Annotated in this window: 25 protein-coding genes; 14 read left to right on the top strand and 11 right to left on the bottom strand. The window is 69.9% G+C overall.

What is annotated here, in order from left to right:
• Positions 1-53: 53 nt before the first annotated feature.
• Positions 54-818, bottom strand: coding sequence for a hypothetical protein (locus tag OVA21_RS06470; RefSeq protein WP_119191655.1), 765 nt, complete (start codon positions 816-818; stop codon positions 54-56).
• Positions 819-1,115: 297 nt separating this feature from the next.
• On the opposite strand from OVA21_RS06470, the gene gndA reads away from it, so the two are divergent.
• Genes gndA through OVA21_RS06455 form a run of 3 tightly spaced genes read left to right on the top strand, consistent with a single transcriptional unit; the run spans position 1,116 to position 4,860 of the window.
• The gene (gene gndA, locus OVA21_RS06465; protein ID WP_268092042.1) at positions 1,116-2,588 is read left to right on the top strand and encodes an NADP-dependent phosphogluconate dehydrogenase; all 1,473 of its coding nucleotides are present in this window, start codon (positions 1,116-1,118) and stop codon (positions 2,586-2,588) included.
• A 41-nt stretch (positions 2,589-2,629) separates the two neighbouring features.
• A complete protein-coding gene (locus tag OVA21_RS06460) occupies positions 2,630-3,916 on the top strand; it encodes a DEAD/DEAH box helicase (RefSeq protein WP_240341283.1) in 1,287 nt (428 codons plus the stop codon).
• A complete protein-coding gene (locus OVA21_RS06455; protein WP_240341282.1) occupies positions 3,913-4,860 on the top strand; it encodes a hypothetical protein in 948 nt (315 codons plus the stop codon). Before OVA21_RS06460 ends, OVA21_RS06455 begins: the two co-directional genes overlap by 4 nt.
• A 20-nt stretch (positions 4,861-4,880) precedes the next feature.
• Here OVA21_RS06455 and OVA21_RS06450 read toward each other — a convergent pair whose 3' ends face one another.
• Positions 4,881-5,816, bottom strand: coding sequence for a hydrogen peroxide-inducible genes activator (locus tag OVA21_RS06450; protein ID WP_067717406.1), 936 nt, complete (start codon positions 5,814-5,816; stop codon positions 4,881-4,883).
• Between the two features lie 152 nt (positions 5,817-5,968).
• On the opposite strand from OVA21_RS06450, the gene OVA21_RS06445 reads away from it, so the two are divergent.
• The 3 genes from OVA21_RS06445 (at position 5,969) to OVA21_RS06435 (ending at position 8,224) form a co-directional block, all read left to right on the top strand.
• On the top strand, positions 5,969-6,565 hold the full coding sequence (locus OVA21_RS06445) for a peroxiredoxin (protein WP_067717408.1): 597 nt from the start codon (positions 5,969-5,971) through the stop codon (positions 6,563-6,565).
• Positions 6,562-7,086: a carboxymuconolactone decarboxylase family protein gene (locus tag OVA21_RS06440; RefSeq protein ID WP_067717410.1), complete on the top strand. Its 525-nt coding sequence runs from the start codon at positions 6,562-6,564 to the stop codon at positions 7,084-7,086. The genes OVA21_RS06445 and OVA21_RS06440 overlap by 4 nt, the downstream gene beginning before the upstream one ends.
• Positions 7,087-7,264: 178 nt before the next feature.
• A complete protein-coding gene (locus OVA21_RS06435; RefSeq protein ID WP_163375749.1) occupies positions 7,265-8,224 on the top strand; it encodes a hypothetical protein in 960 nt (319 codons plus the stop codon).
• 94 nt (positions 8,225-8,318) lie between these two features.
• Here the strand turns inward: OVA21_RS06435 and OVA21_RS06430 are convergent, their stop codons facing one another.
• The 4 genes from OVA21_RS06430 to dut all read right to left on the bottom strand — a co-directional run bounded on the left by OVA21_RS06430 (position 8,319) and on the right by dut (position 10,932).
• Positions 8,319-8,954, bottom strand: coding sequence for a DUF3159 domain-containing protein (locus OVA21_RS06430; RefSeq protein ID WP_268093117.1), 636 nt, complete (start codon positions 8,952-8,954; stop codon positions 8,319-8,321).
• A 79-nt stretch (positions 8,955-9,033) separates the two neighbouring features.
• Complete coding sequence (locus tag OVA21_RS06425) at positions 9,034-9,441, bottom strand: OB-fold nucleic acid binding domain-containing protein (protein WP_067715891.1); 408 nt, start codon at positions 9,439-9,441, stop codon at positions 9,034-9,036.
• A gap of 31 nt (positions 9,442-9,472) precedes the next feature.
• A complete protein-coding gene (locus OVA21_RS06420; protein WP_268092040.1) occupies positions 9,473-10,372 on the bottom strand; it encodes a DUF3710 domain-containing protein in 900 nt (299 codons plus the stop codon).
• Positions 10,373-10,452: 80 nt separating this feature from the next.
• Positions 10,453-10,932: a dUTP diphosphatase gene (gene dut / locus OVA21_RS06415; protein WP_120283143.1), complete on the bottom strand. Its 480-nt coding sequence runs from the start codon at positions 10,930-10,932 to the stop codon at positions 10,453-10,455.
• A gap of 53 nt (positions 10,933-10,985) precedes the next feature.
• Here dut and OVA21_RS06410 point away from each other — a divergent pair, with 53 nt between their 5' ends.
• Positions 10,986-11,492, top strand: a complete 507-nt coding sequence (locus OVA21_RS06410) for a DUF3093 domain-containing protein (RefSeq protein WP_120283141.1) — start codon at positions 10,986-10,988, stop codon at positions 11,490-11,492.
• Between the two features lie 28 nt (positions 11,493-11,520).
• Here the strand turns inward: OVA21_RS06410 and OVA21_RS06405 are convergent, their stop codons facing one another.
• Positions 11,521-11,823: a DUF4193 domain-containing protein gene (locus OVA21_RS06405; protein ID WP_067715850.1), complete on the bottom strand. Its 303-nt coding sequence runs from the start codon at positions 11,821-11,823 to the stop codon at positions 11,521-11,523.
• 203 nt (positions 11,824-12,026) lie between these two features.
• On the opposite strand from OVA21_RS06405, the gene cei reads away from it, so the two are divergent.
• Positions 12,027-12,665 (top strand): envelope integrity protein Cei, encoded by a 639-nt coding sequence (gene cei / locus OVA21_RS06400; RefSeq protein ID WP_159148255.1) that lies wholly within the window; start codon positions 12,027-12,029, stop codon positions 12,663-12,665.
• Here the strand turns inward: cei and OVA21_RS06395 are convergent.
• A complete protein-coding gene (locus OVA21_RS06395; protein ID WP_067715889.1) occupies positions 12,655-13,530 on the bottom strand; it encodes an inositol monophosphatase family protein in 876 nt (291 codons plus the stop codon). The genes cei and OVA21_RS06395 overlap by 11 nt on opposite strands.
• A 226-nt stretch (positions 13,531-13,756) precedes the next feature.
• Here OVA21_RS06395 and ppgK point away from each other — a divergent pair, with 226 nt between their 5' ends.
• Together ppgK and OVA21_RS06385 are read left to right on the top strand one after the other, a co-directional pair.
• Positions 13,757-14,602 carry a polyphosphate--glucose phosphotransferase gene (gene ppgK / locus OVA21_RS06390; RefSeq protein WP_268092038.1) on the top strand — a complete coding sequence of 282 codons (846 nt, stop codon included), beginning with the start codon at positions 13,757-13,759 and terminating at the stop codon, positions 14,600-14,602.
• 178 nt (positions 14,603-14,780) lie between these two features.
• On the top strand, positions 14,781-16,157 hold the full coding sequence (locus OVA21_RS06385; protein ID WP_132063284.1) for an RNA polymerase sigma factor: 1,377 nt from the start codon (positions 14,781-14,783) through the stop codon (positions 16,155-16,157).
• A 216-nt stretch (positions 16,158-16,373) separates the two neighbouring features.
• Here the strand turns inward: OVA21_RS06385 and OVA21_RS06380 are convergent, their stop codons facing one another.
• Complete coding sequence (locus OVA21_RS06380; protein WP_268092037.1) at positions 16,374-18,212, bottom strand: DEAD/DEAH box helicase; 1,839 nt, start codon at positions 18,210-18,212, stop codon at positions 16,374-16,376.
• Entirely contained in the window at positions 18,205-18,450 is a 246-nt protein-coding gene (locus OVA21_RS06375) for a DUF3039 domain-containing protein (RefSeq protein WP_017837712.1), read from the bottom strand. The genes OVA21_RS06380 and OVA21_RS06375 overlap by 8 nt, the downstream gene beginning before the upstream one ends.
• Positions 18,451-18,508: 58 nt before the next feature.
• Between OVA21_RS06375 and OVA21_RS06370 the strand changes: the two genes are divergently transcribed.
• From OVA21_RS06370 to OVA21_RS06355, 4 genes are all read left to right on the top strand, one after another.
• Positions 18,509-19,003 (top strand): DUF3099 domain-containing protein, encoded by a 495-nt coding sequence (locus OVA21_RS06370; protein ID WP_268092035.1) that lies wholly within the window; start codon positions 18,509-18,511, stop codon positions 19,001-19,003.
• A gap of 181 nt (positions 19,004-19,184) precedes the next feature.
• Positions 19,185-20,594, top strand: a complete 1,410-nt coding sequence (locus OVA21_RS06365; RefSeq protein WP_268092034.1) for a class I SAM-dependent methyltransferase — start codon at positions 19,185-19,187, stop codon at positions 20,592-20,594.
• Entirely contained in the window at positions 20,591-21,028 is a 438-nt protein-coding gene (gene dtd / locus OVA21_RS06360) for a D-aminoacyl-tRNA deacylase (RefSeq protein ID WP_159148110.1), read from the top strand. The genes OVA21_RS06365 and dtd overlap by 4 nt, the downstream gene beginning before the upstream one ends.
• A gap of 162 nt (positions 21,029-21,190) precedes the next feature.
• Positions 21,191-22,159: a sigma-70 family RNA polymerase sigma factor gene (locus OVA21_RS06355; RefSeq protein ID WP_096905525.1), complete on the top strand. Its 969-nt coding sequence runs from the start codon at positions 21,191-21,193 to the stop codon at positions 22,157-22,159.
• Positions 22,160-22,322: 163 nt separating this feature from the next.
• On the opposite strand, the gene OVA21_RS06350 is transcribed toward OVA21_RS06355, so the two are convergent.
• On the bottom strand, positions 22,323-25,073 hold the full coding sequence (locus OVA21_RS06350) for a bifunctional acetate--CoA ligase family protein/GNAT family N-acetyltransferase (RefSeq protein ID WP_268092032.1): 2,751 nt from the start codon (positions 25,071-25,073) through the stop codon (positions 22,323-22,325).
• Between the last annotated feature and the right edge of the window lie 12 nt (positions 25,074-25,085).

Here is a 25,085-nt window from a genome sequence, read left to right as displayed (position 1 = left end):
GCGGGGACGGGCGCCCGTCGCGACTCCCTCGACGCGCAGCGCGCCTACGACGCTCAGCGGACCGATCGCCAACCGCGGTCCCGCACGGGGATCGGCCCGGCACCGGGGGTGCGTGGGAGCCGGCTCCGTCGCCGGACCGCCAGGCCCGAGTCGTGGAGAGCCTGCAGGACCATCTGCCCGCGACGGTAGCCGGTCTCCTGACTGGTCTCCGCGAACGTGGGGACGATCGTCGCGGCGCCGAGGACGCACTCGCCCGCCATCGACCACAGCGTCTCCACACTGCAGTTGCTCACCGCCGACAGCCCCTCGAACACCGTCGTCAGTGTCGCGCGCGACCGGCAGGCGAGCCACTGCGCCAATGCCTGCTCGCAGGGCAGGATCACGGTGCCGGGCGAACCCGCGACGGGGTCGTCGGGCAGCACCCTCAGGGTGGTGTCGCGGACGCCCGCCCAGTCCAGGCCGCCCTCGATGTCGGTTCGCACGGCCATGTTCTCGGCGCCGGTGTCCCACACCCTGCCGATGGTGACGAAACTGGCCACGGCCCTGCCGAGGACACCGTGGGTGAATGCCTCCGCCACGAGGTAGGTCGAGAAACGGATATCGCCGGACTCCGCGAAGTGGTTACGGAACATGAGTTCCACCCGCCCACTGTCGACCGCCTGCTCGAGCGGCACCCACCGACGTCGCGACTGCGTGCCCAGATCAGCGATCGAGTAGAACTTGGGATAGCCCGCGCGAAAGCCGCCGAGCGCCTCCACCGTGTCGTCGAACACGGTGCGTGTCCCCATCAACTGCGTGGGCAGCGTTGAGCCGGTCATGTCTGGTCTTCCCCCTAGTCGGTTCCCTTGCACGGCCGTTCCGTCCCTACGAAGTACGTCCCGGCACCGCGATCCGACCCCCCGATCCGCAGTGGCCCAGGTCATCCGGCCGGTATTAAGTGTTACAACAGACACCTGTCCGTAACCAAGGGATTTCGCCCGGTTCGGCCAAACGGTGCACTCAGTGCACGTCTGATCTGTCAGCAAAAGCACAGGTGGTGTTCAGCCGCGCGGTGAGTGTCCGCACCCATCACCGCAGGTCCGACCAGCCCGGGGGCGTCGACTACTCTGAACCCCATGAGTACTGAACGCGAAGGCGCGACGCCCACCTCCGACACTGCCGGAACCGCCGATATCGGTGTGACCGGTCTCGCCGTCATGGGCTCGAACATCGCCCGCAACTTCGCCCGGCACGGGTACACGGTCGCCGTCCACAACCGCTCCGCGGGGAAGACCGACGCACTGCTCGGCGCGCACGGCGATGACGGGGACTTCGTCCGCACCGAGACGATCGAGGAGTTCGCGGCAGCGCTGCGTTCCCCCCGTCGGGCACTGGTCATGGTCCAGGCCGGCGCACCCACCGATGCAGTGATCGACGCGCTCGCCGATGCCTTCGACGAGGGCGACATCATCATCGATGGTGGCAACTCCCTGTACACGGACACCATCCGGCGCGAGAAGGCCATGGCCGCGCGCGGAATCCGGTTCATCGGTGCCGGGATCTCCGGCGGCGAGGAAGGGGCCCTGGAGGGACCGTCCATCATGCCGGGCGGCCCCGCCTCCAGCTATGAGGTCGTCGGGCCGATGCTCGAGGACATCTCGGCGAAGGTCGACGGCATCCCCTGCTGTACCCATGTCGGCGAGGACGGCTCGGGGCACTTCGTCAAGATGGTCCACAACGGCATCGAATACTCGGACATGCAGCTCATCGGCGAGGCCTACCATCTCCTCCGGGGCGTGGCCGGGATCGAGCCGGCCGCCATGGCCGATACATTCCGCGACTGGAACACAGGCGAACTCGACTCCTACCTCATCGAGATCACCGCCGAGGTCCTCGCCCAGGCGGACGCCGAGACCGGCGCCCCCCTGGTGGACGTGATCGTGGATCGGGCCGGACAGAAGGGCACCGGTCGCTGGACCGTCAAGTCCGCTCTCGACCTGGGCGTCCCCGTCACCGGTATCGCCGAGGCGGTGTTCGCGCGAGCCCTCTCGAGCTCGGTTCCGCAGCGCGAAGCCGGTCGGGCCCTGCCCGCGGGCTCCGTATCCACTCCCGCCGGGATCGGCCCCGATTTCGTGGAGGACGTGCGCAAGGCGCTCTACGCGTCCAAGGTCATCGCCTACGCCCAGGGGTTCGATCAGATCACCGCTGCCAACGCCGAGCACGGCTGGGACGTGGCGCGCGGTGACCTCGCCACCATCTGGCGCGGGGGTTGCATCATCCGCGCCACGTTCCTCGACCGCATCCGCGAGGCGTACGCCGAGAACGGCGATCTCCCCTCACTCCTCGCCGCGCCGTACTTCGCCGAGGCCCTGTCCGACTGCGTGGACAGTTGGCGCCGGGTCGTGACGACCGCGGTGACCGCAGGGATCCCCGCACCCGGGTTCTCCGCCGCCCTGGCCTACTACGACGGCCTCCGGACCGAACGCCTGCCGGCCGCGCTCATCCAGGGCCAGCGTGACTTCTTCGGCGCGCACACCTACCAGCGCACCGATCGAGAGGGGAGCTACCACACCCTCTGGAGCGGCGACCGTTCAGAGGTGCGGGCCTGACCGGCCCGCGGCCCGGGGAACTGGGCCGCCTGCTCGAGGAGTTGGGAGTCGCGGTCCCGATCCGGCACGCCGTGTCGGGTCTGGTTCCGGGGACGCCCACCCCGATCCAGGCCGCCGCCCTCGCGGATGCCGTCGGGGGCGCGAACCTCCTGGCCGTCGCCCCCACCGGATCGGGCAAGACGTTGGTGTTCGCCATCGCGGTGGCCCACCGCCTCGCCGGGTCACCGAGCCTGACCGGCCGGCCCCGCGCCCTGGTCGTCGCCCCCACTCGCGAACTGGCCGAGCAGAACGCCGAGGTCCTCGCCGCGGTGGGCGCGGGCGCCGGGCTGAAGATCGCCTCGTTCGTCGGGGGACAACCCCTCAAACGGGACCGGCGCGCGCTCATAGCTCCGGTCGACGTGGCCGTCGGGACCCCCGGGCGTCTCGCCGACCTGGTCCGCGCCTCGGCCCTGTCCCTGGACGGTGTGGACCTGGTGGTGCTCGACGAAGCCGATCAACTGCTGGGTCCGTCCTTCGCCGAGCAGACAGAGGCCCTTCTCGCCGACTGCGTCGGCGCGGGCCTCGTGGCGACCACCGCCACGGCCGACGACGACATCGAGTCGATTCTGGAACGCACACGCCCGGGACTCCGGGTGCACCGCGTGGAGCACTCACCGCTCCCGTCGTCGGCCCCCACCCGCGGCGACTCCGAGGCGGCCGGGGCACCTCGTCGACTGGTGGTGCTCTCGACCCCGGACCCGGACCGTCTGGTGGTCCGCCTGGCGGCACGGTGCACCCGTGGCCTGTTCTTCGTCCCCAGACGGGACGCCGTGGAGCCCCTGCGTTCGGCAATCGCCGACACCGGCGTCACCGCTGCCGGGGTCGCGGGGTCCGCCTCCCCCACCCGCCGGGCGGCCGCGTTCGCCGATCTGGCATCGGGCGCGGTGAGGGTCCTGGTGAGCACCGACCTGGCGGGGCGGGGCCTCGACATCGACAGCATCGGACACGTGGTGCACGTGGGCCCACCGCACTCGATGGACGACCTCGTCCACCGCTCCGGGAGAACCGGTCGAGGCGACGCCCGGGCCGGCGTCGTCGCCGCGGTTCTCCGTCCCTTCGAGGTCGCCAAGGTCGCCGACCAGGCACGTTCGGCCGGCATGACGGTCGAGATCGTCGACACCTCCCGGTCCGACGCGGAGCGGGTCATCGACGCGCTGTTCGGCCCGGAGATCGTCCTGCCACGTACCCGCAGGGCACCCGCACCGTCGGAGCGGTCCCGCCGCCCCTCGCAACCCCGACGTCCGACGCAGTCCCGGGTTCACCGCCCCAAACGGAAGAAACGCTCGTGACCTCGGCGCGGCGACGGAACCGTCATCGAGTCGGTGCCCCGGTCGTCGTTCCCGAAGAGCTGTGGCGCGTTCGCGAACAGCGACACCACGACAGGGTCGACCGTCTCACCACCGACCACCTGGAGCGACGTCGCAGGGGCGAGCAACACCCGGTCGTCGACTTCCTCTTCACGTACTACCGGACCAGCGTCGCCACCGTCCGACGGTGGCACCCGGGCCCGGGTGTCCTACTGGAGAACGCCCACCTGACCGAACGTCAGGACTGGCGCCACTACCGCCGGGAGAGTGTGGCCGGCCGAGAGGGGCTCGTGGTCGACGCACCCTCGGTGTGGCGACGCGCCGGCGGCAGGATCACACGGGCACGTGACGTGATCGCGTCCACCGCGTCCCGCCGGGGCGCCACCGGATGCTTCGGTCTGCACGAATGGGCGATGCTGTACGAGACCGGACAGGGGGACGTCCGGCACGGCCGGGTACCCCTGCGGCTCCCACACGAGCGGATCGACGAGGTCGTCCGAGGTTCCCGCCTGCGGTGCACGCACTTCGACGCTTTCCGCTTCTTCACCGATGCCGCCGTCCCCCGCAACCAGGATCCGCTGACCCGGGACGACCAACTCCGACTGGAGCAGCCTGCCTGTCTCCACGCCGGAATGGACATCTACGCCCACACCGCGACGGTGGAGGCGGGAGCACCGGGGGAACTCCTCCTGGACTCCCTCGCGGCGGCATTCGACGCGCGGGAGGTGGACATGCGGTCCTCCCCCTACGATCTCTCCTCCTGGGGGCTCCGACCGATCCGGGTGGAGACCAGCGAGGGTCGGGCCGAGTTCGTCGCGTTCCAGAAGAAGTGGACGGAGCGCACACAGGGCCTCAGGTCGAGATTCCTCGCCGCCGTCGACACACTGGAGGACCTGGCGTCCCCCGTGGGCGATCTAGTGACCTGAGGACGTGAGCTGAGGACTCGTCACACCGGGGCCGCGTCGAACTGGTCTACGGCCACCTCGGCGACGACTCTGCCGAACTCGCCGTAGGCTTCCGCTCCCGCGGTGGCGCTGCGCAGTACCAATCCGATCGTGCGGCCCGGGACGGGATCAGCGAACCTCGCGACCGCGATCCCCGGATCCCGGGTCTCGGGACCGACCGCGGACTCGGGGACGAGCGTCACGCCCAGACCACCCGCCACACACCGAACCGCGGTGGTCAGCGATGCGGCTCGGGACTCCCCTCTGCCCAACACGGGGGCGGACACCCGGCGGCACAGTTCCACCGTCTGTTCGCGCAGACAGTGCCCCTCGTCGAGCATCAGCAGCGGTTGGTCGACGAGGATCTCCAAGGGCAACCCCTCTCTGCCCGCGAGTTCGTGATCCGCGGGCACGAGGAGCGCGAAGGGCTCGCTGTACAGCGGCGTGGCGGCCACCCCCACAGCGTCCGTGGGGACGGCCATGATCGCCAGGTCGATCACGCCGCTCCGGAGTCCGTCCAGGAGCCTGGCCGTCTGATCCTCGACGACCCTCGGTCGCAGGTCCGGGAACCGCTCCCCCAGTGCGGGCAGCAGCCCGGGCAAGAGATAGGGAGCCACCGTCGGGATGACCCCGATGCGCAGCGAGCCGAACAACGGCCCGTCGCTTCCCGCCGCCGCGTCCGCCACCGCGTCCATCGCGGTCACCGCGGCCCGGGCGTACGGCAGGAGCCGGTGACCCGCGGGGGTGACGAGGACGGAGCGGGTGCTGCGCTCGACCAGGTGGAGACCGAGCCCGTCCTCCAGCGTCGCCAGGGCCTGGGACAGCGAGGGCTGGCTCATGCCGAGGTCCTCCGCGGCGCTACGAAAGTGCAGCCGCTCCGCCACCGCGAGGAACACCCGGAGCTGCATGAGACTCGGAACGAACCGATGATCGGCCATGTCGATGAGTCTATGCCCGGCGATAACCAGAAGTCGATGATTATTTGCACAATCCTATGAGTGATCTACCTCTCATCGGCTTTACCTCTCATAGGAAGTGGGGCATAGTCGGGTTCGTCCGTCCGACACAGGCACATCCTCAGGAGGATCACATGGCTATTCTCACCATCGGCGACCAGTTCCCCGATTTCGAACTCACCGCACTCAAGGGCGGTGACCTGCAGGCGGTCAACGCCCAGCAGCCGGAGGACTACTTCGAGACCGTCACCAACCAGTCCTACGAGGGCAAGTGGCGCGTGATCTTCTTCTACCCGAAGGACTTCACCTTCGTCTGCCCCACGGAGATCGCCGCGTTCGGCAAGCTCGACGAGGACTTCCAGGACCGCGACACGCAGATCCTCGGCGGCTCCATCGACAACGAGTTCGCGCACTTCAACTGGCGTGCGACCAACGACGAGCTCAAGACCGTGCCGTTCCCGCTGCTGTCGGACATCAAGCACGAGCTCATCCGCGCTCTCGGCGTGGAGAACGCCGACGGCGTCGCAGATCGTGCCACCTTCATCGTCGACCCGGACAACGTCATCCAGTTCGTCTCGGTCACCCCGGACGCTGTCGGCCGCAACGTGGACGAGGTTCTCCGCGTCCTCGACGCCCTCCAGTCGTCCGAGGTCTGCGCCTGCAACTGGCAGAAGAACGACCCGACGAAGAACATCAACAAGATGGACATGCTGCAGGAGGGCATAAAGTGAGCATTGAGAACCTGAAGTCCGGACTCCCCGAGTTCGCCAAGGATCTCAAGCTGAACCTGGGTTCGCTCGCGCGATCCACCGAGCTGAACCAGCAGCAGCTCTGGGGGACGTTCCTCGCCACCGCCGCTGCGACCAAGTCGGCGACCGTCCTGTCAGAGATCGCGGACGAGGCCCGCCAGCACCTGTCGGACGAGGCGTTCAACGCCGCCCTCGGCGCCGCCTCGATCATGGGGATGAACAACGTGGCCTACCGCGCCAAGGAGTTCCTGGGCGATGACTACACCCAGGTCCGCATGGGCCTGCGGATGAACATCATCGCCAACCCGGGCGTGGAGAAGGCCGACTTCGAGCTGTGGTCGATGGCCGTCTCCACGATCAACGGCTGCGAGAACTGTACTGCCGCTCACGATGCCGTCATCCGCAAGGAGGGCATCACCAAGGAGCAGGCCTGGGAGGCGGTGAAGATCGCCGGCACCGTCGCCGGCGTCGCACAGGCCGTCGAGATCGACGCAAACATCTGATCCTCACCCTCCCCCGGTGAACACGGGCCCCGCTGACCGCGCGTCAGCGGGGCCCTGTCGTCTCTTCCGGTTGCGGGCGCGCGGCGAGTTGCCCCTCCCGCAAAGCACTCCCCGGCACTAGGTTCGTATGTAGAGCCGGGGAAATCCTTCGCGGCGCACCTAGCGATCTGGAGACGTCATGACTACCGGAGGTACCCCGTCAGGGGACGGCTTTCCGAACGATCCGTCCAACTCCGGCCCGGGCGAGCCGAACTGGGGCCGGGGTTACGGGGAACAGGGCCACGGGAACCAGAATTACGGCCCGACGCAGGGTCAGGAGCCCTACCCGGGGCAGGGTTACGGCCAGGAGCCCTACCCGGGGCAGGGTCAAGGTCACGAGCCCTACCCCGGCCAGGCATACGGGCAACAGGGCTACGGCCAGCAGAATTATGGCCACCAGTCCTTCGGCGATCCCGCCTACGGCGGTGCGTACGGGCAGAGCGGTCCGGGCGGCGGCCCGGTCATGACGGGCAAGGTGTCCGCGACCGACGCGGTCAGTGCCGGCTGGCAGCTGTTCAAGAACAACCCGCTGCCCTGGGTTCTCATCACCCTGGCGAGCGTGGTGGTCGGCAGTATCGCGGGGCAGCTCGCGAACTCCGAGTCTCTCGCGGTGGTGTTCCTGGCCCAGATCATCTCCTTCGTCGTCGGACTGCTGTTCCAGGCGTTCATCCTGCGCGGCGCCCTGCTCGAGGTGGACGGACACAGGCCCGCTATCGGCGACTTCTTCAAACTGCACAACTTCGGCTGGTTCGTCGTCGCGGCGATCCTCGTCGGGATCGCGACGTTCGTCGGGCTCATCGGCTTCATCATCGGCGCGTTCGTCGTGGCGTTCTTCCTGTACTGGACGCAGTACTTCGTCGTCGACCGCAACATGACCGCCACAGACGCGATCGTCTCGAGCTTCAACGCGATCAAGTCGGACGCCGGCAACCTCTTCGCACTCGCCCTCCTCAACGTCCTCATCCTCGTGGTGGGCGCGCTGGCACTGCTCGTCGGCCTGTTCGTGGCGATTCCGGTCACCACACTCGCCTCGGTCTACGCCTACCGGGCGATCACCGGGCCGAGCGACTTCTCCCGCGCCGCGACCGCGGCGGTCTGACCCCCCGCCGACGTCGTCCATCGCTCGCGAAGCAACCGGACAGCCCCGACGACCATCCGGTCGCCGGGGCTGTCCCGTCCCGCGTAGCGGAGCGTCAGGCGCCGCCGGTCTCGTCCTCGGGTGACGCCGGGGCCCCGGCGTCAGCGTCAGCCTCGTGCAGCATCTCCTTCTCGTGCGTCGAGGCCCGTCGGACCGCCCAGACGGTTCCCAGGAAGGCCACGAGTGCCAACGGCCATCCCATGCCGATGCGCGCGGCACCGAGCCAGGTGACCTCGTCATTGAGGTACAGCGCGTATTGCAGGACGGCTCGGATGGCGAACAGTCCGGCCCAGAACGACGTCGCGACCGTATACCACCGCCGGGCCGCCGGAATCCGGCGCCAGGCCATCCCCCTGCCGTCGAGGAATCCCCAGATCACTCCGACCAGAGGCCAGCGGACGAGCGCGGAGATCGCGAACGCCGCGCCGTACACGGCCTGGGTGATGATCCCGTAGAGGAAATAACCCTTGGCGTCGCCGGTCCGCCAGGCGATGAAGACGCAGATGGCGACACCGATGAAACCCGAGATCGCGGGCTGCGGGTTCTCGTGACGCCCCAGCGACCACGCCAACATCGCCACGGCGACGCCCAGCGCACCCCAGATCGCGGCGGTCAGCCCCCAGATCCCGTTGAGGGGGACGAACGTGAGAATCGGGATCGACGAGTACACCAGCCCCCGGATCCCGCCCATCTGATCGATCAGGGACGCGTCGGGGTCCCCGAAGGACGATTTCCGGCGCGTCGCACCGGTCTTCTGCAGGGTCGCCCGTTCAGACTCGGTCACGCGACTCCTCCACGGCGGTGCGGGGCTGCTCGTCCAGTAGCTCATAACGCGGGTTGAACATGATCTTGTGTCCGTGCCGGACGCCGACCCGTCCGGTGACACGGAGGCACCGGCCGGTGTCGATGCCCGGAACGGTGCGTCGCCCGAGCCAACACACCTCGACCGCGCCCGTGCCGTCGAAGACCTCGGCGGTGAGACCGAGGAAGTCCTCTCCCCCACATGTCAGGACGGTGCGGACACGCCCCGTCAGGGTCACGTGATCCCCACGCGACACAGTCGCGACATGCGAGCATCCGGTACGGTGCACCCGGCCGGCGAGGTCAGCCGCGTCGAGCATTTCCACCGGATCGGTGAGCCGGGCGGTCAATGCCCGGAGCGTTCGGGGGAACGGCACGGTCACCCCCCCGCTCGCTGGTCGGGAAACCTCACAGGTCGTCGTCCCCGTCACGGAGCCTGTCCATCGCGCTACCGTCTCTCCGCGGCGCCCTGGGGGCACTGTCCGGCGCGGGCGACGCCGCGGGAGCGGCAGGCTGCGCCTGGGGGTTCCGGGATGCCCGAGCCTCCTGCGATGCCGGCGACTGGGCCTGAGTCTGGCCGGCAGGGCCTGGCTGGCGCGTCTGGCCGGCACTGCCGGGCTGGCCGGTCTGGCCTGCCGCCATCTGCTGCTGGTACGCCTGTGCCTGCTGCTGCGCGGCCAGCTGGGACTGCGCCTGCGTCAGTGCTTGTTGGATCTCGTCCGGAATGGTGAGCGGTAGCTGCTCACGAACCGGCATGGGGCCGTCCCCGCGATGGATGAGCAGGTGCTGGAAGACCTCGCGGCCCTCCTCCGCAGCCTGGTCCGCCAGCTCGGGGGTGGCCATGATCCGCACCTCGGCGGTCCAACGGTGGCCGTCGACCCCGATCGCGCGGAAAACGGCTCCCGGCATCACCGCCACCAGTTCACGCCCCCACGGCCCGTCCTCGACGGAGACGTCCGCGCCCTGTTGCTCGAGCTGCTCGCGCATTCCCGTCACCATCGTCCGCCACTGACCCGCGGACTTGGGCGCGGCGAACGCGCGTGGGATGACCCGCGAGACCTGGGTGACCACATGGAACTCGGGCTGACCGTTGGGGTCCAGTGCGACGTTCAGGTCACGTCCCTTGGGAACTCCGATGACCAGCGAACCGAGATCGATGTGGCCGTAGCCGAGCGAGGTGTAGTACCCGGGCACGTCACCGACGGACGAGCGGTCATGAGGCCCCGTCGTGGAAGGGGTCTGCGACTCCTGCTCGGTGGCCGTGGTGGCGTCGCGGGCCCCGGTCACCGGCTTCTTTCGTCCGAACATGGTGGAAATCCTCTCCCCGTGCGACCCGGCCCCGAACGGGACCGTCTCGGGTCGACGCTACCCAACGAGGTGGACGCCGGTCAGGTCAGGCGGTGGTGCCCGCCCGTCGACCCGTGGCCGCCCTCACCCCGGTCGGTCTCGCCGAGCTCGTCGACCTCCACCACATCCCACAGTTCGACGCGCTGGACCAGGAACTGGGCGATGCGGTCACCACGTCCGATACGGACCGGCTCCGTGGGGTCCAGGTTGACGAGGTTGACCTTGATCTCCCCCCGGTAGCCGGCGTCGACCGTCCCCGGGGCGTTGACGATCGACAGACCCGCCCGTGCCGCGAGGCCGGACCGCGGATGGACCAGGCCCACGTAGCCCGCGGGGACCGCCACCGCCACCCCCGTGCCCACCAGGGCCCGGTGCCCCGGCGCCAGCTCACAGTCGTGCGCGGCGTGCAGATCGATTCCCGCATCCGTGGCGTGTGCCCGGACCGGAAGGGGAAGCCCACGGTCCAGACGGCGTACCCGTAGCACCCCGCCGGTGCCGTTCTCGTCGTCCGGATCGCTCATGGCCTCTCGCCCTCCTGCCGGGCCCGGCCCGGTTGCTCGATAGTCTTGATGTCGTGACCGAAGAAGATCTCCGCCCGCCCCCCGATCGCACTCCGCGTCCGGTCCACTCCGAAACCCTCCGGGTCCCGGCATGGTGGTGGGCCGTACTCGCCGTGGTCACCTTCGTGGTGGTCGCCCAGGCGATCGTGCTCGACGCCAGGTGGTGGCTGTGGCTACTGGCGGTCGTCGTCCCCGCGCTGCTCGCCTGGCTGTTCATCTCGGTCGGACGCGTGAAGATCGAGGTCGAGTCCGATGGACAGGGAGGGGGCACCCTCTACGCGGGGCAGGCCCGCCTGCCGTTCGACGCCATCGCCCGCAGCGCCGTGGTGCCTGCCACCGCCAAGCAGGCCGCGATGGGGCGCCAACTCGACCCCGAGGCGTTCGTCGTCCACCGGGGGTACATTCCCACGATGGTCATCGTGGTCCTCGACGACCCGATGGATCCCACACCGTACTGGCTCATCAGCACGCGTGACCCCGAAGGGCTCGCGGCGGCGTTACCGGACAACCACTACAGCTGATCGGTCCCGCCCGCCGCGCGGTGACGGTTCAGCCTGCGCAGTCCACACAGATCGGCATGCCGTCCCGCTCCTCCGCGAATCGGCTGCGGTGATGGACCAGGAAGCACTCGCCACAGGTGAACTCGTTGTCCTGCTCCGGCACGACCCGCACCGTGAGCTCTTCACCGGACAGGTCGGCGCCGGGCAGTTCGTAGGACTCGGCGGTGTCCGTCTCGTCCACGTCGACCTCGCCGGTCGCTCCCTCTGCACGCCGGGCCTTCAGCTCCTCCAGCGAATCACCGGTGAGCTCGTCTGCCTCGGTCCGGCGGGGGGCGTCGTAGTCGGTTGCCATGAGTCTCATTTCTGCGGGTCTGAGTGGGGGGCGCGCGGGCCGGTCACGGACTGACCAGCGCACGCATAGTAACGGAATTACCCGCCATTTTCATCCGCGGCATCCGCCAGTGCGGCGACCGGGCCGACAGGCGCCGGGCGTTTACAGTGATGGGTCAGGGCCCAGAGGGGCTCTCACTCCGTCCACCTGCAGGAAAGGCCCTCATGGTCGTCCACCTCAGCACCCAGGCGACACCGAGTCCGACCCCCACCCGGGGGATACACCGTCTGCGTTCCGCCTACGTCCTGTTCGTAGTGGTGGCGCTGGTGCTGGGAGCACTCGTCTGGGCCACCGCACTGCGGGGAAATGACGCCGCCACACAGGCCGCGGCGTGTCCGGTACCCCCCGCGGCCGAGGACGCGGGCCTCCGTGACCAGCCCGCGGACGCCCTCGACGGGGTCGAGCCGGCACTACTGGACGAGACCCGCGTCCGCGTGCTGAACGCGAACGGGCAGAGCGGCCAGGCCGGAGCCGTGGCCGCTCAACTCGCCGAACGCGGATTCCAGCCCGCCGGCTCGAACGCCATCGGCAACGACCCGATCTACGGGCCGGCCCTCGAGTGCCACGGACAGATCCGCTACGGCGACGCGGGGCAGGCGGCCGCGCGGTCACTCTCGCTCGCGGCGCCGTGCATGCAACTGGTGAGGGACGGCCGTGAGGACAACACGGTCGACCTCGCACTGGGCACGATCTTCTCGCGGTTGTCCGACTCGACGGAGGCGGTGGGGGCACTCGACGAACTCGAGGTCGGGCGTCAGCCCATCTCCGCCGAACTCGACGCGGCCCGCATGGTCAGCTGTTGACCCCGGCCGACAGGTGGTCGAGCGCACCGAGGAAGTCCTCCGCCACGCCGGGCGATGCAGCGGTCGTCGGCACCGCGGGGTCGTCCGACACGGTTACCATCGCACCGGCTTCGCCCGCGACGAGGGCCCCGGCAGCGTAGTCCCACGGCTTCAACCCGCGCTCGTAGTAGGCATCCAGCCGGCCACCGGCGACCATGCACAGATCCAGTGCCGCCGACCCACACCTCCGGATGTCCCGTACGCGCGGCAGCAGGCCCGCGACCACCCGACCCTGCTCGGCCCGGATCCCGGCGTCGTAGGAGAAGCCGGTACCGACCAGTGACAGGGACAGGTCCACGCACGCCGAGGTCCGCAGCGCCCTCGACGTGCCGTCGGCCTCCCGCAGGGTCGCCCCGCGGCCGAGGCCTGCCGACCACGTCTCACGGGTGACGATGTTGTGCACCGCCCCCGCCACCACGACGCCGTCCACCTCCGCGGCCACCGACACCGCCGTGAACGGGATGCCATAGAGCAGGTTGACGGTCCCGTCGACCGGGTCGACGATCCAGCGCACGCCTCCCCGGCCACCCGGGGCGTCGGCCGAACCGGACTCCTCGCCGCCCTCCTCGCCCAGCACCCGGTCACCCGGACGGCTGGACTCGATCTCCCCGCGCAGATGCTGCTCCACCGAGGTGTCGATGACGGTCACCGGATCCGTGGCCGAGGTCTTGGAGCGCGAGTCCAGACCAGACGTGTCGAACTCGGCCAGCATTCGCCGCGCCACGTCACCGCCGGAAGAGGCGAACCGCAGCGCGAGGGCCAGCAAGTCGTCGATGAACTCCGGGCCCGGTCGGCCGACCGCCGCGTTTGTCCCCCGCCCCGTCATGTGCGTCTCCTCGTCGTCGTATCCCACATGGTCGTATCCCACATGGTCGTATCCCACATCGTCCTCACCCACTGTCGTCACCCGGTGCCCCTCCGGCGATGATCCCGCCCGGCGGCGCGACCGACGGATACCCTGGCGGGCGCCCCACGCCCATCGTGCCCCGACGACGCGGGCGCCCGACGACCCACGCCGCGCCCGTGTACGTCCCGCCACCCAGGAGCCCGACATGTCCGTCCCCACCCCCGCAGCGACCGACCTCCCACCGGGCACTCCCACAGGCCTCGGCGTCGATGTGGGCGGCACCGGGATCAAAGTGGGGCTCGTCGACCTCGCACGCGGCGAACTCATCGGGGACAGAGTCGTGCGGGGCACCCCCCAGCCCGCCACGCCCGACGCGATCGCGCAGACCATCCGCGAGATGACCGAGGAGTTCGACTGGACGGGCCCGGTCGGGGTCGCCCTGCCCAGCGTCATCCACGAGGGGGTGGCGCGGGTCGCCCACAACATCGACAAATCGTGGATCGGGTGCGACGTGGCGGAGCTGTTCGACCGGCATCTCCCCGGCCGCACCGTGCTCATGCTCAACGATGCCGACGCCGCCGGCCTCACCGAGGTGCACTACGGCGCCGGCGAGGGAATCGACGGGCTGGTGATCCTCCTGACCTTCGGTACGGGCATCGGCTCCGCCCTTCTGCTCGACGGGAGACTGCTGCCGAACTCCGAGTTCGGTCACGTGATCGTCGAGGACATCGCCGGACGCGGATTCGACGAGGCCGAGCACCTGGCCTCCGCCGCGGTCCGGTCCCGCGACGGCCTGAGCTTCGCCGAATGGGCCCCCCACGTGTCCAACGTGCTGCGCTCGATCGAGGACCTCCTGTGGCCCCGCGCCTTCGTCCTGGGCGGCGGGGTCAGCGAGGTCGCCGACGAGTGGTTCCCTCTCCTCGAGAACCGGACCCCGGTGCGGGCCGCGGTCCGGCGCGGCGACGCCGGGATCATCGGCGCAGCGGTGTACGCGGCCGGCCATTCGGGCGTTCTCGACCTCGGCGGGGCACTACCAGACGACGAGGACTGACGCGGACCAACCCCGCCGGATGCGACCCCCCGACCAGAATCTCGTTACAATGGCCCACGCCGGGAACACGTACCGGCCGGGGACGGGCCCGGTACCGCAAGGCGGACGGCTCGAGTGTCTGCAGAAGGCGGCATCGATCCCCGATTCCCATCAAGTAACCGGTTGTGAAGGGGCGTTTGTGGCAGCCACGAAGACCACCAGTTCGGATTCCGCGGCGAGCGGCGATCCGTTGGACAGCGAGGTCGCTGGCGAGGCCCCCGCCAAGAAGACCGCCGCGCGCAAGGCGCCCGCGAAGAAGACGGCGGCCAAGAAGACCGCCGCCAAGAAGGCCCCGGCGAAGAAGGCGGCCGCCAAGAAGACCGCAGCCAAGAAAACGGCGGCCAAGAAGACCGCCGCCCCGACGAAGCCCGAGGGCGTCGACGGCGACCAGGTCGACGAAGAGCCGACCGATGCTCCCGAGGCCGAGCCGGACACCTCCGAGCTGGAGGACGTCGAGGTCGACGTCGAGGACGTCGAAGCGGACGAGGAGACCAAGGAAGAGCCCACCGCCAAGGACAAGGCGTCGGGCGATTTCGTCTGGGACGAGGACGAGTCGGAGGCCCTGCGCCAGGCGCGCAAGGACGCCGAGCTGACCGCCTCCGCCGACTCCGTACGCGCGTACCTCAAGCAGATCGGCAAGGTCGCCCTCCTCAACGCCGAGGAGGAGGTCGAGCTGGCCAAGCGCATCGAGGCCGGCCTGTACGCCACCTGGTTCCAGGCGCAGGTCGCCGAGCGCGGGGAGAAGCTCACCACCGCGCAGAAGCGTGATTACCGATGGATCGAGCGCGACGGCGTCCGCGCCAAGAACCACCTGCTCGAGGCCAACCTGCGACTCGTCGTCTCGCTGGCCAAGCGCTACACCGGCCGCGGCATGGCGTTCCTGGACCTCATCCAGGAGGGCAACCTCGGTCTGATCCGCGCGGTCGAGAAGTTCGACTACACCAAGGGCTACAAGTTCTCGACCTACGCCACCTGGTGGATCCGGCAGGCCATCACCCGCGCGATGGCCGACCAGGCCCGCACCATCCGTATCCCGGTGCACATGGTCGAGGTCATCAACAAGCTCGGGCGTATCCAGCGTGAGCTGCTCCAGGACCTGGGCCGCGAGCCCACCCCCGAGGAGCTCGCCAAGGAGATGGACATCACGCCGGAGAAGGTGCTGGAGATCCAGCAGTACGCCCGGGAGCCGATCTCGCTCGACCAGACCATCGGCGACGAGGGCGACTCGCAGCTCGGTGACTTCATCGAGGACTCCGAGGCCGTGGTGGCCGTGGACGCCGTGAGCTTCACACTCCTGCAGGACCAGCTCCGTTCCGTCCTCGACACGCTGTCCGAGCGTGAGGCGGGCGTGGTGCGGCTGCGCTTCGGCCTCACCGACGGGCTGCCGCGCACCCTCGACGAGATCGGGCAGGTCTACGGGGTCACGCGCGAGCGGATCCGGCAGATCGAGTCCAAGACGATGTCGAAGCTGCGCCACCCGTCGCGGTCCCAGGTGCTGCGCGACTACCTGGACTGAGCCCTTTTACGCATTCTCCGGCCCCGTTGTGCTCGCCCGACGGGGCCGCGACGTGTCCGGGACACCCGGGAGGGACGGGGGCATACGATCTCCGGCATTAGCCTGGGAGAGACGACGAACGGCACCTGAGCTCCCGTCCGACAAGAACGCCCCGGCCAGTGCGGCCGGGGCGTTCTCTTGCGTATCCTGCGCTCGGGGCCTACCCCACGCCGCCGGTCACCAGCTCCGCAGGAGGGTGATCCTCTCGCGGATCTGCTCGGCGGAGGCCATCGGCACGGGCGGGCCGCCGCACGCATTGCGGAGCTGCGTGTGGATCGCCCCGTGCGACTTGCCCAGGCGACCCGAGTACACCGACACGAGGGTGTTGAGCTGACGCCGCAGGTCCTTGAGCTCGGCGGCGGAGGCGACCCGCTCCGCGGCCGCGCCGGCGTGCGCGCCGGGTCCGGCGGCGTTGCCGGGGATGGTCGCCCCGGACACCGCCGGGTCGGCGCCCACGACCGCGACCGACCCCGCCCCGGAGGCGGACTGGGCGGACGTGCGCTTGATCTGTTCCTTCTCGCGCCGCCGCAGCAGGGCTTTGACATCGTCGGCGCCCAACAGCCCGGGGAGCCCGATGTAGTCGGCCTCCTCCTCGCTGCCGGCGAATGTGGCCGTGCCGTAGGACGAGCCCTCGTACACGATCTGGTCGAGCTCTGCGTCGGCGCCGAGGGAGATGTAACCGCGGTCCTCGTCGTCCTCGGTGTTCTCGTCCTGCTGCTGGTTCGCCTGGGCGAGCAGCTGGTCCTCCAGCCCCTCCTCCCGGTGGGGCTTGCCCAGGACGTGGTCGCGCTGCGCCTCCATCTGCGAAGCCAGTTGCAGCAGCACGGGTACGGACGGGAGGAACACCGACGCGGTCTCCCCGGGCCGACGGGACCGGACGAACCGCCCGATCGCCTGCGCGAAGTACAGGGGTGTCGAGGCACTGGTGGCGTACACGCCGACGCTCAGTCGTGGCACGTCGACGCCCTCGGAGACCATCCGGACCGCGACCATCCACTCGTCGGTGGAGTCGGAGAAGGTACCGATCCGACTCGAGGCGGTCGGGTCGTCGGAGAGGACGACGGTCGGCGGGGTACCGGTGATCTCCGTCAGGAGCGCCGCGTACTCGCGGGCGCGCTCCTGGTCGGTGGCGATCACCAGACCGCCGGCGTCGGGCACTCCGCCGGCGCGGATCTGCCGGAGCCGGGTGTGCGCCGCCTGGAGCACGGCGGGCATCCAGTCACCGTGGGGGTCGAGGGCGACGCGCCAGGCACGGGACGTCTGGTCGGCACTCAGCGGCTCGCCGAGGCGGGCCGAGAACTCCTCGCCGGCGTTGCTGCGCCACCGGGCCTCGCCCGAGTAGGCGAGGAACACCACGGGGCGGACGACGCCGTCGGCCAGAGCATCGGCGTAGCCGTAGGAATGGTCGGCCTTGGAGCGCTGGTGTCCCTGCCCGTCGGGCTCGTAGGTGACGAACGGGATGGGACTGTCGTCGGACCGGAACGGGGTGCCGGTCAACGACAAGCGGCGCTCCGCGTCCTCGAACGCCTCGCGGATCGCGTCGCCCCAGCTCTTCGCGTCACCACCGTGGTGGATCTCGTCGAGGATCACCAGGGTGCGCCGGGACGCGGTGCGTTCCCGGTGCTTGAACGGGTGCGCGGCCACCTGGGCGTATGTCACCACCACGCCGTGGTATTCCGGGGCGAGCGCGCCCGAGGTGTTGGAGTACTCGGGGTCGAGGGCGATGCCCGCGCGCGCGGCCGAGGCGGCCCACTGGTACTTGAGGTGTTCGGTGGGGGCCACCACGGTGATCGCGTCGACCGTGCGGTCGGCGAGCAGTTCGGAGGCGACTCTCAGGCCGAACGTCGTCTTGCCGGCGCCCGGGGTCGCCACGGCGAGGAAGTCCTTCGGCCGCGCCATGAGGTACTTGCGCAGCGCGGTGCGCTGCCAGGCGCGCAGCGACGCACCCCCGGCCGGCGGGGTGGAATGTTCTGCGGTCTGTTCGTCTGGGCCCGGGACCGCGCCGGGATCACTCACCAGGCTTCAGGGTCTCGTAGACGCGCTTGCACTCCGGGCACACCGGCGATCCGGGCTTCGCGGATCGGGTGACCGGGAAGACCTCACCGCACAGGGCGATCACGTAGGAACCCATGACCGCGCTCTCGGCGATCTTGCTCTTGTCCACATAGTGGAAGAACTTGGGTGCGTCGTCCTGCGTCTCCTCGGTCGTCGTGACCTCGGGACGCTCGAGTGTCTTCGTCCGGGTGGTACTCACCCCCTCATGATGCCGCACCCGGGCGTCGCGGCGCCAACGCCGGAGTACCTTGGGCCCCATGGCACCCGACTTCCGCCGTCAGCGATCCGGGGAACGGGACGACACCTCGAGGCCCGTTCTCATCACGGGCGCGCGCGAGTCGTACCACGACGAGCTGGCGGCTCGGAAGAAGCGCTACTTCCTGCTGATGAGTATCCGGATCCCCGCGCTCTTCCTGGCGGCGGGGTCGCTGGCCCTCTGGAACAACCCGTGGATCGCCCTGGCGATCGTGGCGGGGTCCATCCCGATCCCGTGGATCGCCGTCATCGGGGCCAATGACCGGCCTCCCCTGCCCAAGGGACAGGCCCGCACCTACACGGCGGGTCGCCTGTCGTCGAACATCCCGTATGCGCTGCCACCCGGGCTCACCGGGACCGACGCGCCGTCCGGGCGCGGCGCCGGCGGCATCGGCGGCACCGGCACCGATGCCGCCCGGGCCGACACCGCGCCGGGCACGCCCGCCGACCGCACCGCCCCCACGCCGTCCACCGACGAGAGCGACCTCGACACGTGAGCAGCCCGAACCCGACCCTCGCCGAACTCGCGCCCGCGCTGGCCGAGGCGTTCCGGCGGCACGACTACACGGTGGAGGGACTGGAGCGCGCGCTGGGGCCCGAGGCGGTCTCGGCCCTGGACAGATCGGATGCCGCGACGGTCCGCCGTCACGCGCGTGACGCGAGGGGGTCGGGACCCTGGTGCGGCTGTTCGTCCTGGGCGATCCGCTCCCCCGCTCCGAGGTCGCCGCGACCCTGCCCGGGGTCGACGTGCGGGACGGCGTCTCCGCCGGATTGTGGACCGCGATCGACGACGGTGCCTCCCTGCGTGCGGAGATCGACCTGCGTCCGGTCGACACCGGGCACGGGGCCCGCTGGGTGTTCGCGGACGTCGACGGGTCGATGGTCCACACCACGACCCGGCCGGACCATGTCCTGGGGGTCGGGCAGGCGACGCTCTCGCTGCTGCGTGTCACGCCCTCGTCCACCACCGGGTCGGTCCTGGATCTCGGCACCGGGTGTGGGATCCAGATGGTCCACGCGTCGGGGTCCGCCCGAACCGTCACCGGGACCGATATCACCCCTCGGTGCCTCGAGTTGGCGGCCGCCACCCTGGCGATCAACGGCCAGCGTGCGGAGCTCCTGCACGGTCCGTGGTTCGAGCCCGTGGCGGGGCGCCGGTTCGACCGTATCGTCGCCAATCCCCCGTTCGTGGTGGGCCCGCCCGAGACCGGGCACTCCTACCGCGAGTCCGGCCTGAAGCTCGACGGTGCCAGTCGGACGGTCGTGTCGGGCGCGCCGCAGCATCTGGCCGACGGTGGCACCGCGGTTTTGCTGGCGTCCTGGGTGGAGCGGGAGGACTCGGACTGGCGGGCCCACGTGTCGTCGTGGGTGCCGGCCGAGGGCGTCGACGCATGGATCGTGCGGCGGGACGTCTCCGACCCCGGCCTCTACGTGTGGACCTGGCTCACCGACGAGGGCATGGACCCACGCGACGAGGCCACCACGCGGGCCGCGGACGCCTGGTTGGACCACTTCGCCGAGGAGGGTGTGGCCGGGATCGGGTTCGGCTACGTCTACCTCCGGCGGATCGACGGGCCGTCGTCCGTCCTGTGCGAGGACCTCACGCACCCGTTCGGCGACGGCCTCGGTGACGAGGCGGAGGCCTACTTCGCGCGCACGGCGTGGCTGCGGGAGGCCGCGGAGCAACACGGCGGACAGGAGCGCGCCCTCGATGCCACGGTCTTCACAGTGTCGCCGGACGTCCACCTCCACCTCTCCGAATCCCTCGCCCCCGCCGGGCCGGACGAGGTCGGCTCCCCCGGTCCGTCCACCGTCGTGGTGGAGCGGGTCACCGGCGCCCGGTGGCGCCACGAGATCGATCCGCTCACCGCGAGCGTCCTGCGTGGGGCGCGGACGGGCGCGCTGCAGTTGGAGGACCTGGTGGTGCTCGCCGCGGTCGGTGCCGGGGAGGATCCCGACGCCCTCGCCGGCCCCGTCCGCCGGGTGGTCGCCGACCTGTTCCTCCACGGGTTCGTCGTCCCGGCGGGGATGCCAGGCCTCCTGCCCCCGGGGGTCGCCGCGGCCGTGGCCGCAGGGGCGGCGGGATGAGGGCCGTCGTCTCCCGGGTCACCGAGGCGTCGGTGACGGTGGACGGTGAGGTCGTCGGGGCCCTGTCACGCCCCGGACTGCTGGTCCTGTTGGGGGTGTCGGACGACGACGACGAGACCGACGTCGCCACGATGGTCCGCAAGATCTCGGACCTGCGGATCCTGCGGGAGGAACGCAGCGCCGCGGAGGTGGGCGCCCCCGTCCTGGTCGTCAGCCAGTTCACGCTCATGGGGTCGACCGCGAAGGGCAGGCGGCCGTCGTGGTCGAGAGCGGCTCGGGGCGAGGTGGCCGAACCCGTGGTGGACGCCGTGGTCCACGGTCTGCGCGAACGCGGCCTCGAGGTGGCCACGGGAGTCTTCGGCGCGATGATGCAGGTCCATTCGGTCAACGACGGCCCGTTCACGGTGCTGGTGGAGACCCCCGGCTCGGGCTGAGCGGGTTTCCTCGACGGATCGTGACCGACATCATCGGCGCGGGAACATTCCCGGTACCCCCGTCGTTGTAGAGGTACGTGACCGTGACCCGGCCACGCGCCTGATCCGTCCACCAGCAACCGAACGCCGGCCTCGTCACATGGCCAGGCAGGAGGAGGAGACATGACGTCAGCCACCACCCGATCGGACCGTCGGACGGAGGCGGGGCCGGACGGCCAGAGCCCGAGCGCTGACCTCGTCCGTGTCTACCTCAACGGGATTGGCAAGACGGCGCTGCTCAACGCTGAGGACGAGGTCGAGCTCTCCAAGCGGATCGAGGCCGGTCTCTACGCCAAGCACGTGCTGGAGACCAAGAAGCGTCTGGGTCCGGTCCGCAAGGCCGACCTCAAGGCGATCGTCGCGGAAGGTGAGGCCGCCCGCGCCCATCTGCTGGAGGCCAACCTGCGCCTGGTGGTGTCGCTGGCCAAGCGCTACACGGGCCGCGGCATGCCGTTGCTGGACCTCATCCAGGAGGGCAACCTGGGCCTGATCCGTGCGATGGAGAAGTTCGACTACGCGAAGGGCTTCAAGTTCTCCACCTATGCCACCTGGTGGATCCGTCAGGCGATCACCCGCGGAATGGCCGATCAATCCCGCACCATCCGTCTGCCGGTCCACCTGGTCGAGCAGGTCAACAAGCTCGCCCGGATCAAGCGTGAACTCCACCAGCAGCTCGGCCGTGAGGCCTCCCTCGAGGAACTCGCCGAGGAGTCGGGCATCCCCGCGCACAAGATCGAGGAGCTGCTGGACCATTCGCGTGACCCGGTGAGCCTCGACATGCCGGTCGGCGCGGACGAGGAGGCGCCGCTCGGTGACTTCATCGAGGACGCCGAGGCCACCAGTGCCGAGAACACCGTGGTGACCAATGTGATGCACTCCGACGTGCGCGCGGTCCTGGCCACCCTCGAGGAGCGCGAGCAGCAGGTCATCACGCTGCGTTTCGGTCTCGACGACGGCCAGCCCCGCACCCTCGATCAGATCGGCAAGCGCTTCGGTCTGTCCCGCGAGCGGGTCCGCCAGATCGAGCGCGAGGTCATGGCCAAGCTCCGCGAGGGCCGTCGCGCGGACAAGCTCCGCTCCTACGCCGTCTGACCGGACGCCGGATCGCACGCCGCACGATCAGACGCTGCCCGATCGGACGCGAGCCGGGTTCCCCGGAGCCCTTCACACCGTGAGGTCGCAATCCCAGGGCCCCGCCTCCCCCGATCGGGAGGGGCGGGGCCTTCGCGGTGCCGTCCAGGGCCGACCACAGCGCCTAGCGCAGCCGGCGGGGCCCCTCGTCGGCGCTGAACCTGGGGGGCGGCCCCAGCCGGACCGTTGCGTAGAGCACCGCGAGACCGTCGGGTCCGGCGAGCGCCGGGTCCACCGACAGGCGCCGCATCTCCGGCACGTCCTCTACCAGGCATGAAACCCGCCCCATGAGCTCCACCAACGCGTCACGGTCCACAGGCGCGTCCCCGGCATACCCGTCGAGGAGCGCTGCGGCCCGGGGCCGGTCGAGCAGGGCGGCCGCCTCGCGGGGTGAGATCGGCAGCGTGCTGAACGCCCGGTCGGCCAGCAGATCCGACAACATCCCGGACAGTCCGAACGAGATGAGGGTGCCGAAGATCGGGTGATCGGCGACCCGGATGGTCACGGCGACCCCCTTGGTCGCCATCTTCTGCACGTGCAGGGAACGTGAGCCCGTCGTGGACTGGAGGAACGCGAAGGCATGCCGCACCGCGGCAGAGTCGACGAGGTCGAGTCGCACCCCGGACTGATCGCTGCGGGTCCGCCACCGGTCACTCATCGCCTTGACCGCCACCGGGTAGCCCAACTCGTCGGCGGCCATCACGGCCTGGTCGACATCCGTCACGACGCGGTAGTCGACGATGTCGATCCCGTAGCACTCCAACAGGGCCCGGACCTGGCCCTGCGTGAGCTCGAACGACTCGGTTCCGGCGTGGAGCTGGCAGAGCGAGTCCACGAGCTCCCGCGCGCGTGCGCGGTCGATGTCCTCGTACTCGGCGGGCTCCTCGGCCGGCTTGTCGAGCCACTCGGCGTACCGGCGGGCGCGCACCAGTGCGGACACCGCTCGTTCGGGATACGGGTAGGAGGGTATCGAGCCCCGCGCCGCCACCCCGGACTCGTCGGTCACCGTCAGTCCCTCCGGCAGCCCTTCCCCCGCGAGGAAGGTACTCACCACGGGCTTGCTGCTCTCGCCCGCGGCGGTACGGATCGCCTCGGCATAGGCGTCGGGTTCCGTCGCGACCGGAGGGACGAACACCGTCAGGACCGAGTCGACCTCGTCACGTGCGAGGACGTCCGCGATCGCCTCGCGGAACTCCTCCGGGGACGCGCCGGCACCCAGATCGACCGAATGCGCCACGGTGAAGCCCTGTTGACGCGCGGAGTCCCCGCCGAGGCGTCCGACCGCGGAGGAGTTGCCGACGATGCCGAGGCGACCTCCCGTGGGCAGCGGTTGGTAGGCCAGGAGCGTGGCGGTGTCGAACATGTCCGTGATGGAATCCACCTGGATGAGGCCGGAGTCGCGGAACAGTCCACCGATGGCGTTCGCCGTCAGCCCCTCGACGCCCGACTCCAGATCGTCGGCCGCTCGGCGGACCACCACCACCGGCTTGTTGCGCGCCACGCGCCGGGCGATCCGGGAGAACTTGCGGGCGTTACCGAAGCTCTCCAGGTAGAGCAGCACCACCTCGGTGGCGGTGTCGGTGTCCCAGTACTGCAGCAGGTCGTTGCCGGAGACGTCGGCGCGGTTACCGGCGGAGACGAACGTGGACAGCCCGAGCCCACGTCGGGCCGCGGCGGCGAGGATGGCGATCCCGAGCGCACCCGACTGGCAGAAGAACCCCGTGCGGCCGGGTCCCGGAACGACTTCTGCGAGGGTCGCGTTGAGCTGCACGTCGGGTGAGGTGTTGATCACCCCGAGCGCGTTGGGGCCGACCACGCGCATCCCGTGGGCGCGGGCCTCGCTGACCAGACGCCGTTCGGAGACGACGCCGGCGCTGCCGACGTCCGAGAACCCGGCGGAGATGACGACGAGGGTCGACACGCCCTTCGACAGGCAGTCGTCGAGGACTTCCGACATGGACGCCGCCGGTACTGCCACTACCGCGAGGTCCACGGGATCCGGGATGTCCCTGACGCTCGGATAGGCGCGCACGGACTGCACCGACGTGGCATCGGAATTGACGGGGTACACGGGACCGGTGAACCCGTTGCCGATGAGGTTGCGCAGTACCGTGTGCCCGATCTTGCCCACCTGGTCCGAGGCGCCGATCACGGCGACGGAACTGGGGTTGAGCACACGCGCCAGACTCCGTGCCTCCGCCGCCGCCTCCCGCGAGTTCCGGACATTGGTCAAGGCCTCGGATGGGTCGATCGCGAACTCCAGGTGGAGAGTGGACCCATCGAACGAACGGGAGATCTCGTACCCGGCCCGCCGGAACACCTGGATCATCGACCGGTTCTCGGAGAGCACCTCGGCCTCGAAGTGGTCGATCCCGCATTCGGCCGCGGCGCCGGCCAGGTGCTCGAGGAAGATCGACCCCAGCCCACGCCCCTGATGCTGGTCGGAGATGGTGAACGCGACCTCGGCGAAGGTCGAGTTCGGCAGTCGCTCGTAGATCGCCATGCCGATGACCTCCGCGCCCAACTCGGCGACGAACGCCATCCGGTCGCGGTAGTCGACGTTGGTCATCCGGGCGAGTTCACGGTCGGACAGCACATCGTGCGATCCGAAGTAACGCAGGTAGCGGGTGCGCTCGGACAGGCTGGTGTGGAACCGGGAGATCTTCTCGGCGTCGTTGGGCAGGATCGGCCGCACGCGCACGGCCCGCCCGTCGGATCCGAGTACGTCCGCAGCCCACTCGTGGGGATAGCCCTCCGGGTACTCGTCGACGGAGGTGTCGGTTGACGCGTGCTCGGGTGGGTCCACCGCCGGGGTGGCGTCGGTCGGGTTCTCGGTCACCGTGTCAACGGTCTCGCGGTCGCCGGGGTGCGCCATGGGGTCCTCCAG

The sequence above is a fragment of the Dietzia sp. SL131 genome (genome assembly GCF_026672565.1).
In the GTDB taxonomy this organism is placed as follows: domain Bacteria; phylum Actinomycetota; class Actinomycetes; order Mycobacteriales; family Mycobacteriaceae; genus Dietzia; species Dietzia kunjamensis.
This window is presented reverse-complemented; position numbering and strand designations above follow the sequence as displayed.

Coding starts and splice junctions, on each gene's coding strand:
- cei (WP_159148255.1), top strand. CDS start 12,027: ATGGTCGTCCACCTCAGCACCCAGGCGACACCGAGTCCGACCCCCACC.
- dtd (WP_159148110.1), top strand. CDS start 20,591: ATGAGGGCCGTCGTCTCCCGGGTCACCGAGGCGTCGGTGACGGTGGAC.
- OVA21_RS06395 (WP_067715889.1), bottom strand. CDS start 13,530: ATGACGGGGCGGGGGACAAACGCGGCGGTCGGCCGACCGGGCCCGGAG.
- OVA21_RS06370 (WP_268092035.1), top strand. CDS start 18,509: ATGGCACCCGACTTCCGCCGTCAGCGATCCGGGGAACGGGACGACACC.
- OVA21_RS06405 (WP_067715850.1), bottom strand. CDS start 11,823: ATGGCAACCGACTACGACGCCCCCCGCCGGACCGAGGCAGACGAGCTC.
- OVA21_RS06420 (WP_268092040.1), bottom strand. CDS start 10,372: ATGTTCGGACGAAAGAAGCCGGTGACCGGGGCCCGCGACGCCACCACG.
- OVA21_RS06450 (WP_067717406.1), bottom strand. CDS start 5,816: ATGGCCGATCATCGGTTCGTTCCGAGTCTCATGCAGCTCCGGGTGTTC.
- gndA (WP_268092042.1), top strand. CDS start 1,116: ATGAGTACTGAACGCGAAGGCGCGACGCCCACCTCCGACACTGCCGGA.
- OVA21_RS06350 (WP_268092032.1), bottom strand. CDS start 25,073: ATGGCGCACCCCGGCGACCGCGAGACCGTTGACACGGTGACCGAGAAC.
- OVA21_RS06470 (WP_119191655.1), bottom strand. CDS start 818: ATGACCGGCTCAACGCTGCCCACGCAGTTGATGGGGACACGCACCGTG.
- dut (WP_120283143.1), bottom strand. CDS start 10,932: ATGAGCGATCCGGACGACGAGAACGGCACCGGCGGGGTGCTACGGGTA.
- OVA21_RS06355 (WP_096905525.1), top strand. CDS start 21,191: ATGACGTCAGCCACCACCCGATCGGACCGTCGGACGGAGGCGGGGCCG.
- OVA21_RS06435 (WP_163375749.1), top strand. CDS start 7,265: ATGACTACCGGAGGTACCCCGTCAGGGGACGGCTTTCCGAACGATCCG.
- OVA21_RS06430 (WP_268093117.1), bottom strand. CDS start 8,954: ATGGGCGGGATCCGGGGGCTGGTGTACTCGTCGATCCCGATTCTCACG.
- OVA21_RS06445 (WP_067717408.1), top strand. CDS start 5,969: ATGGCTATTCTCACCATCGGCGACCAGTTCCCCGATTTCGAACTCACC.
- ppgK (WP_268092038.1), top strand. CDS start 13,757: ATGTCCGTCCCCACCCCCGCAGCGACCGACCTCCCACCGGGCACTCCC.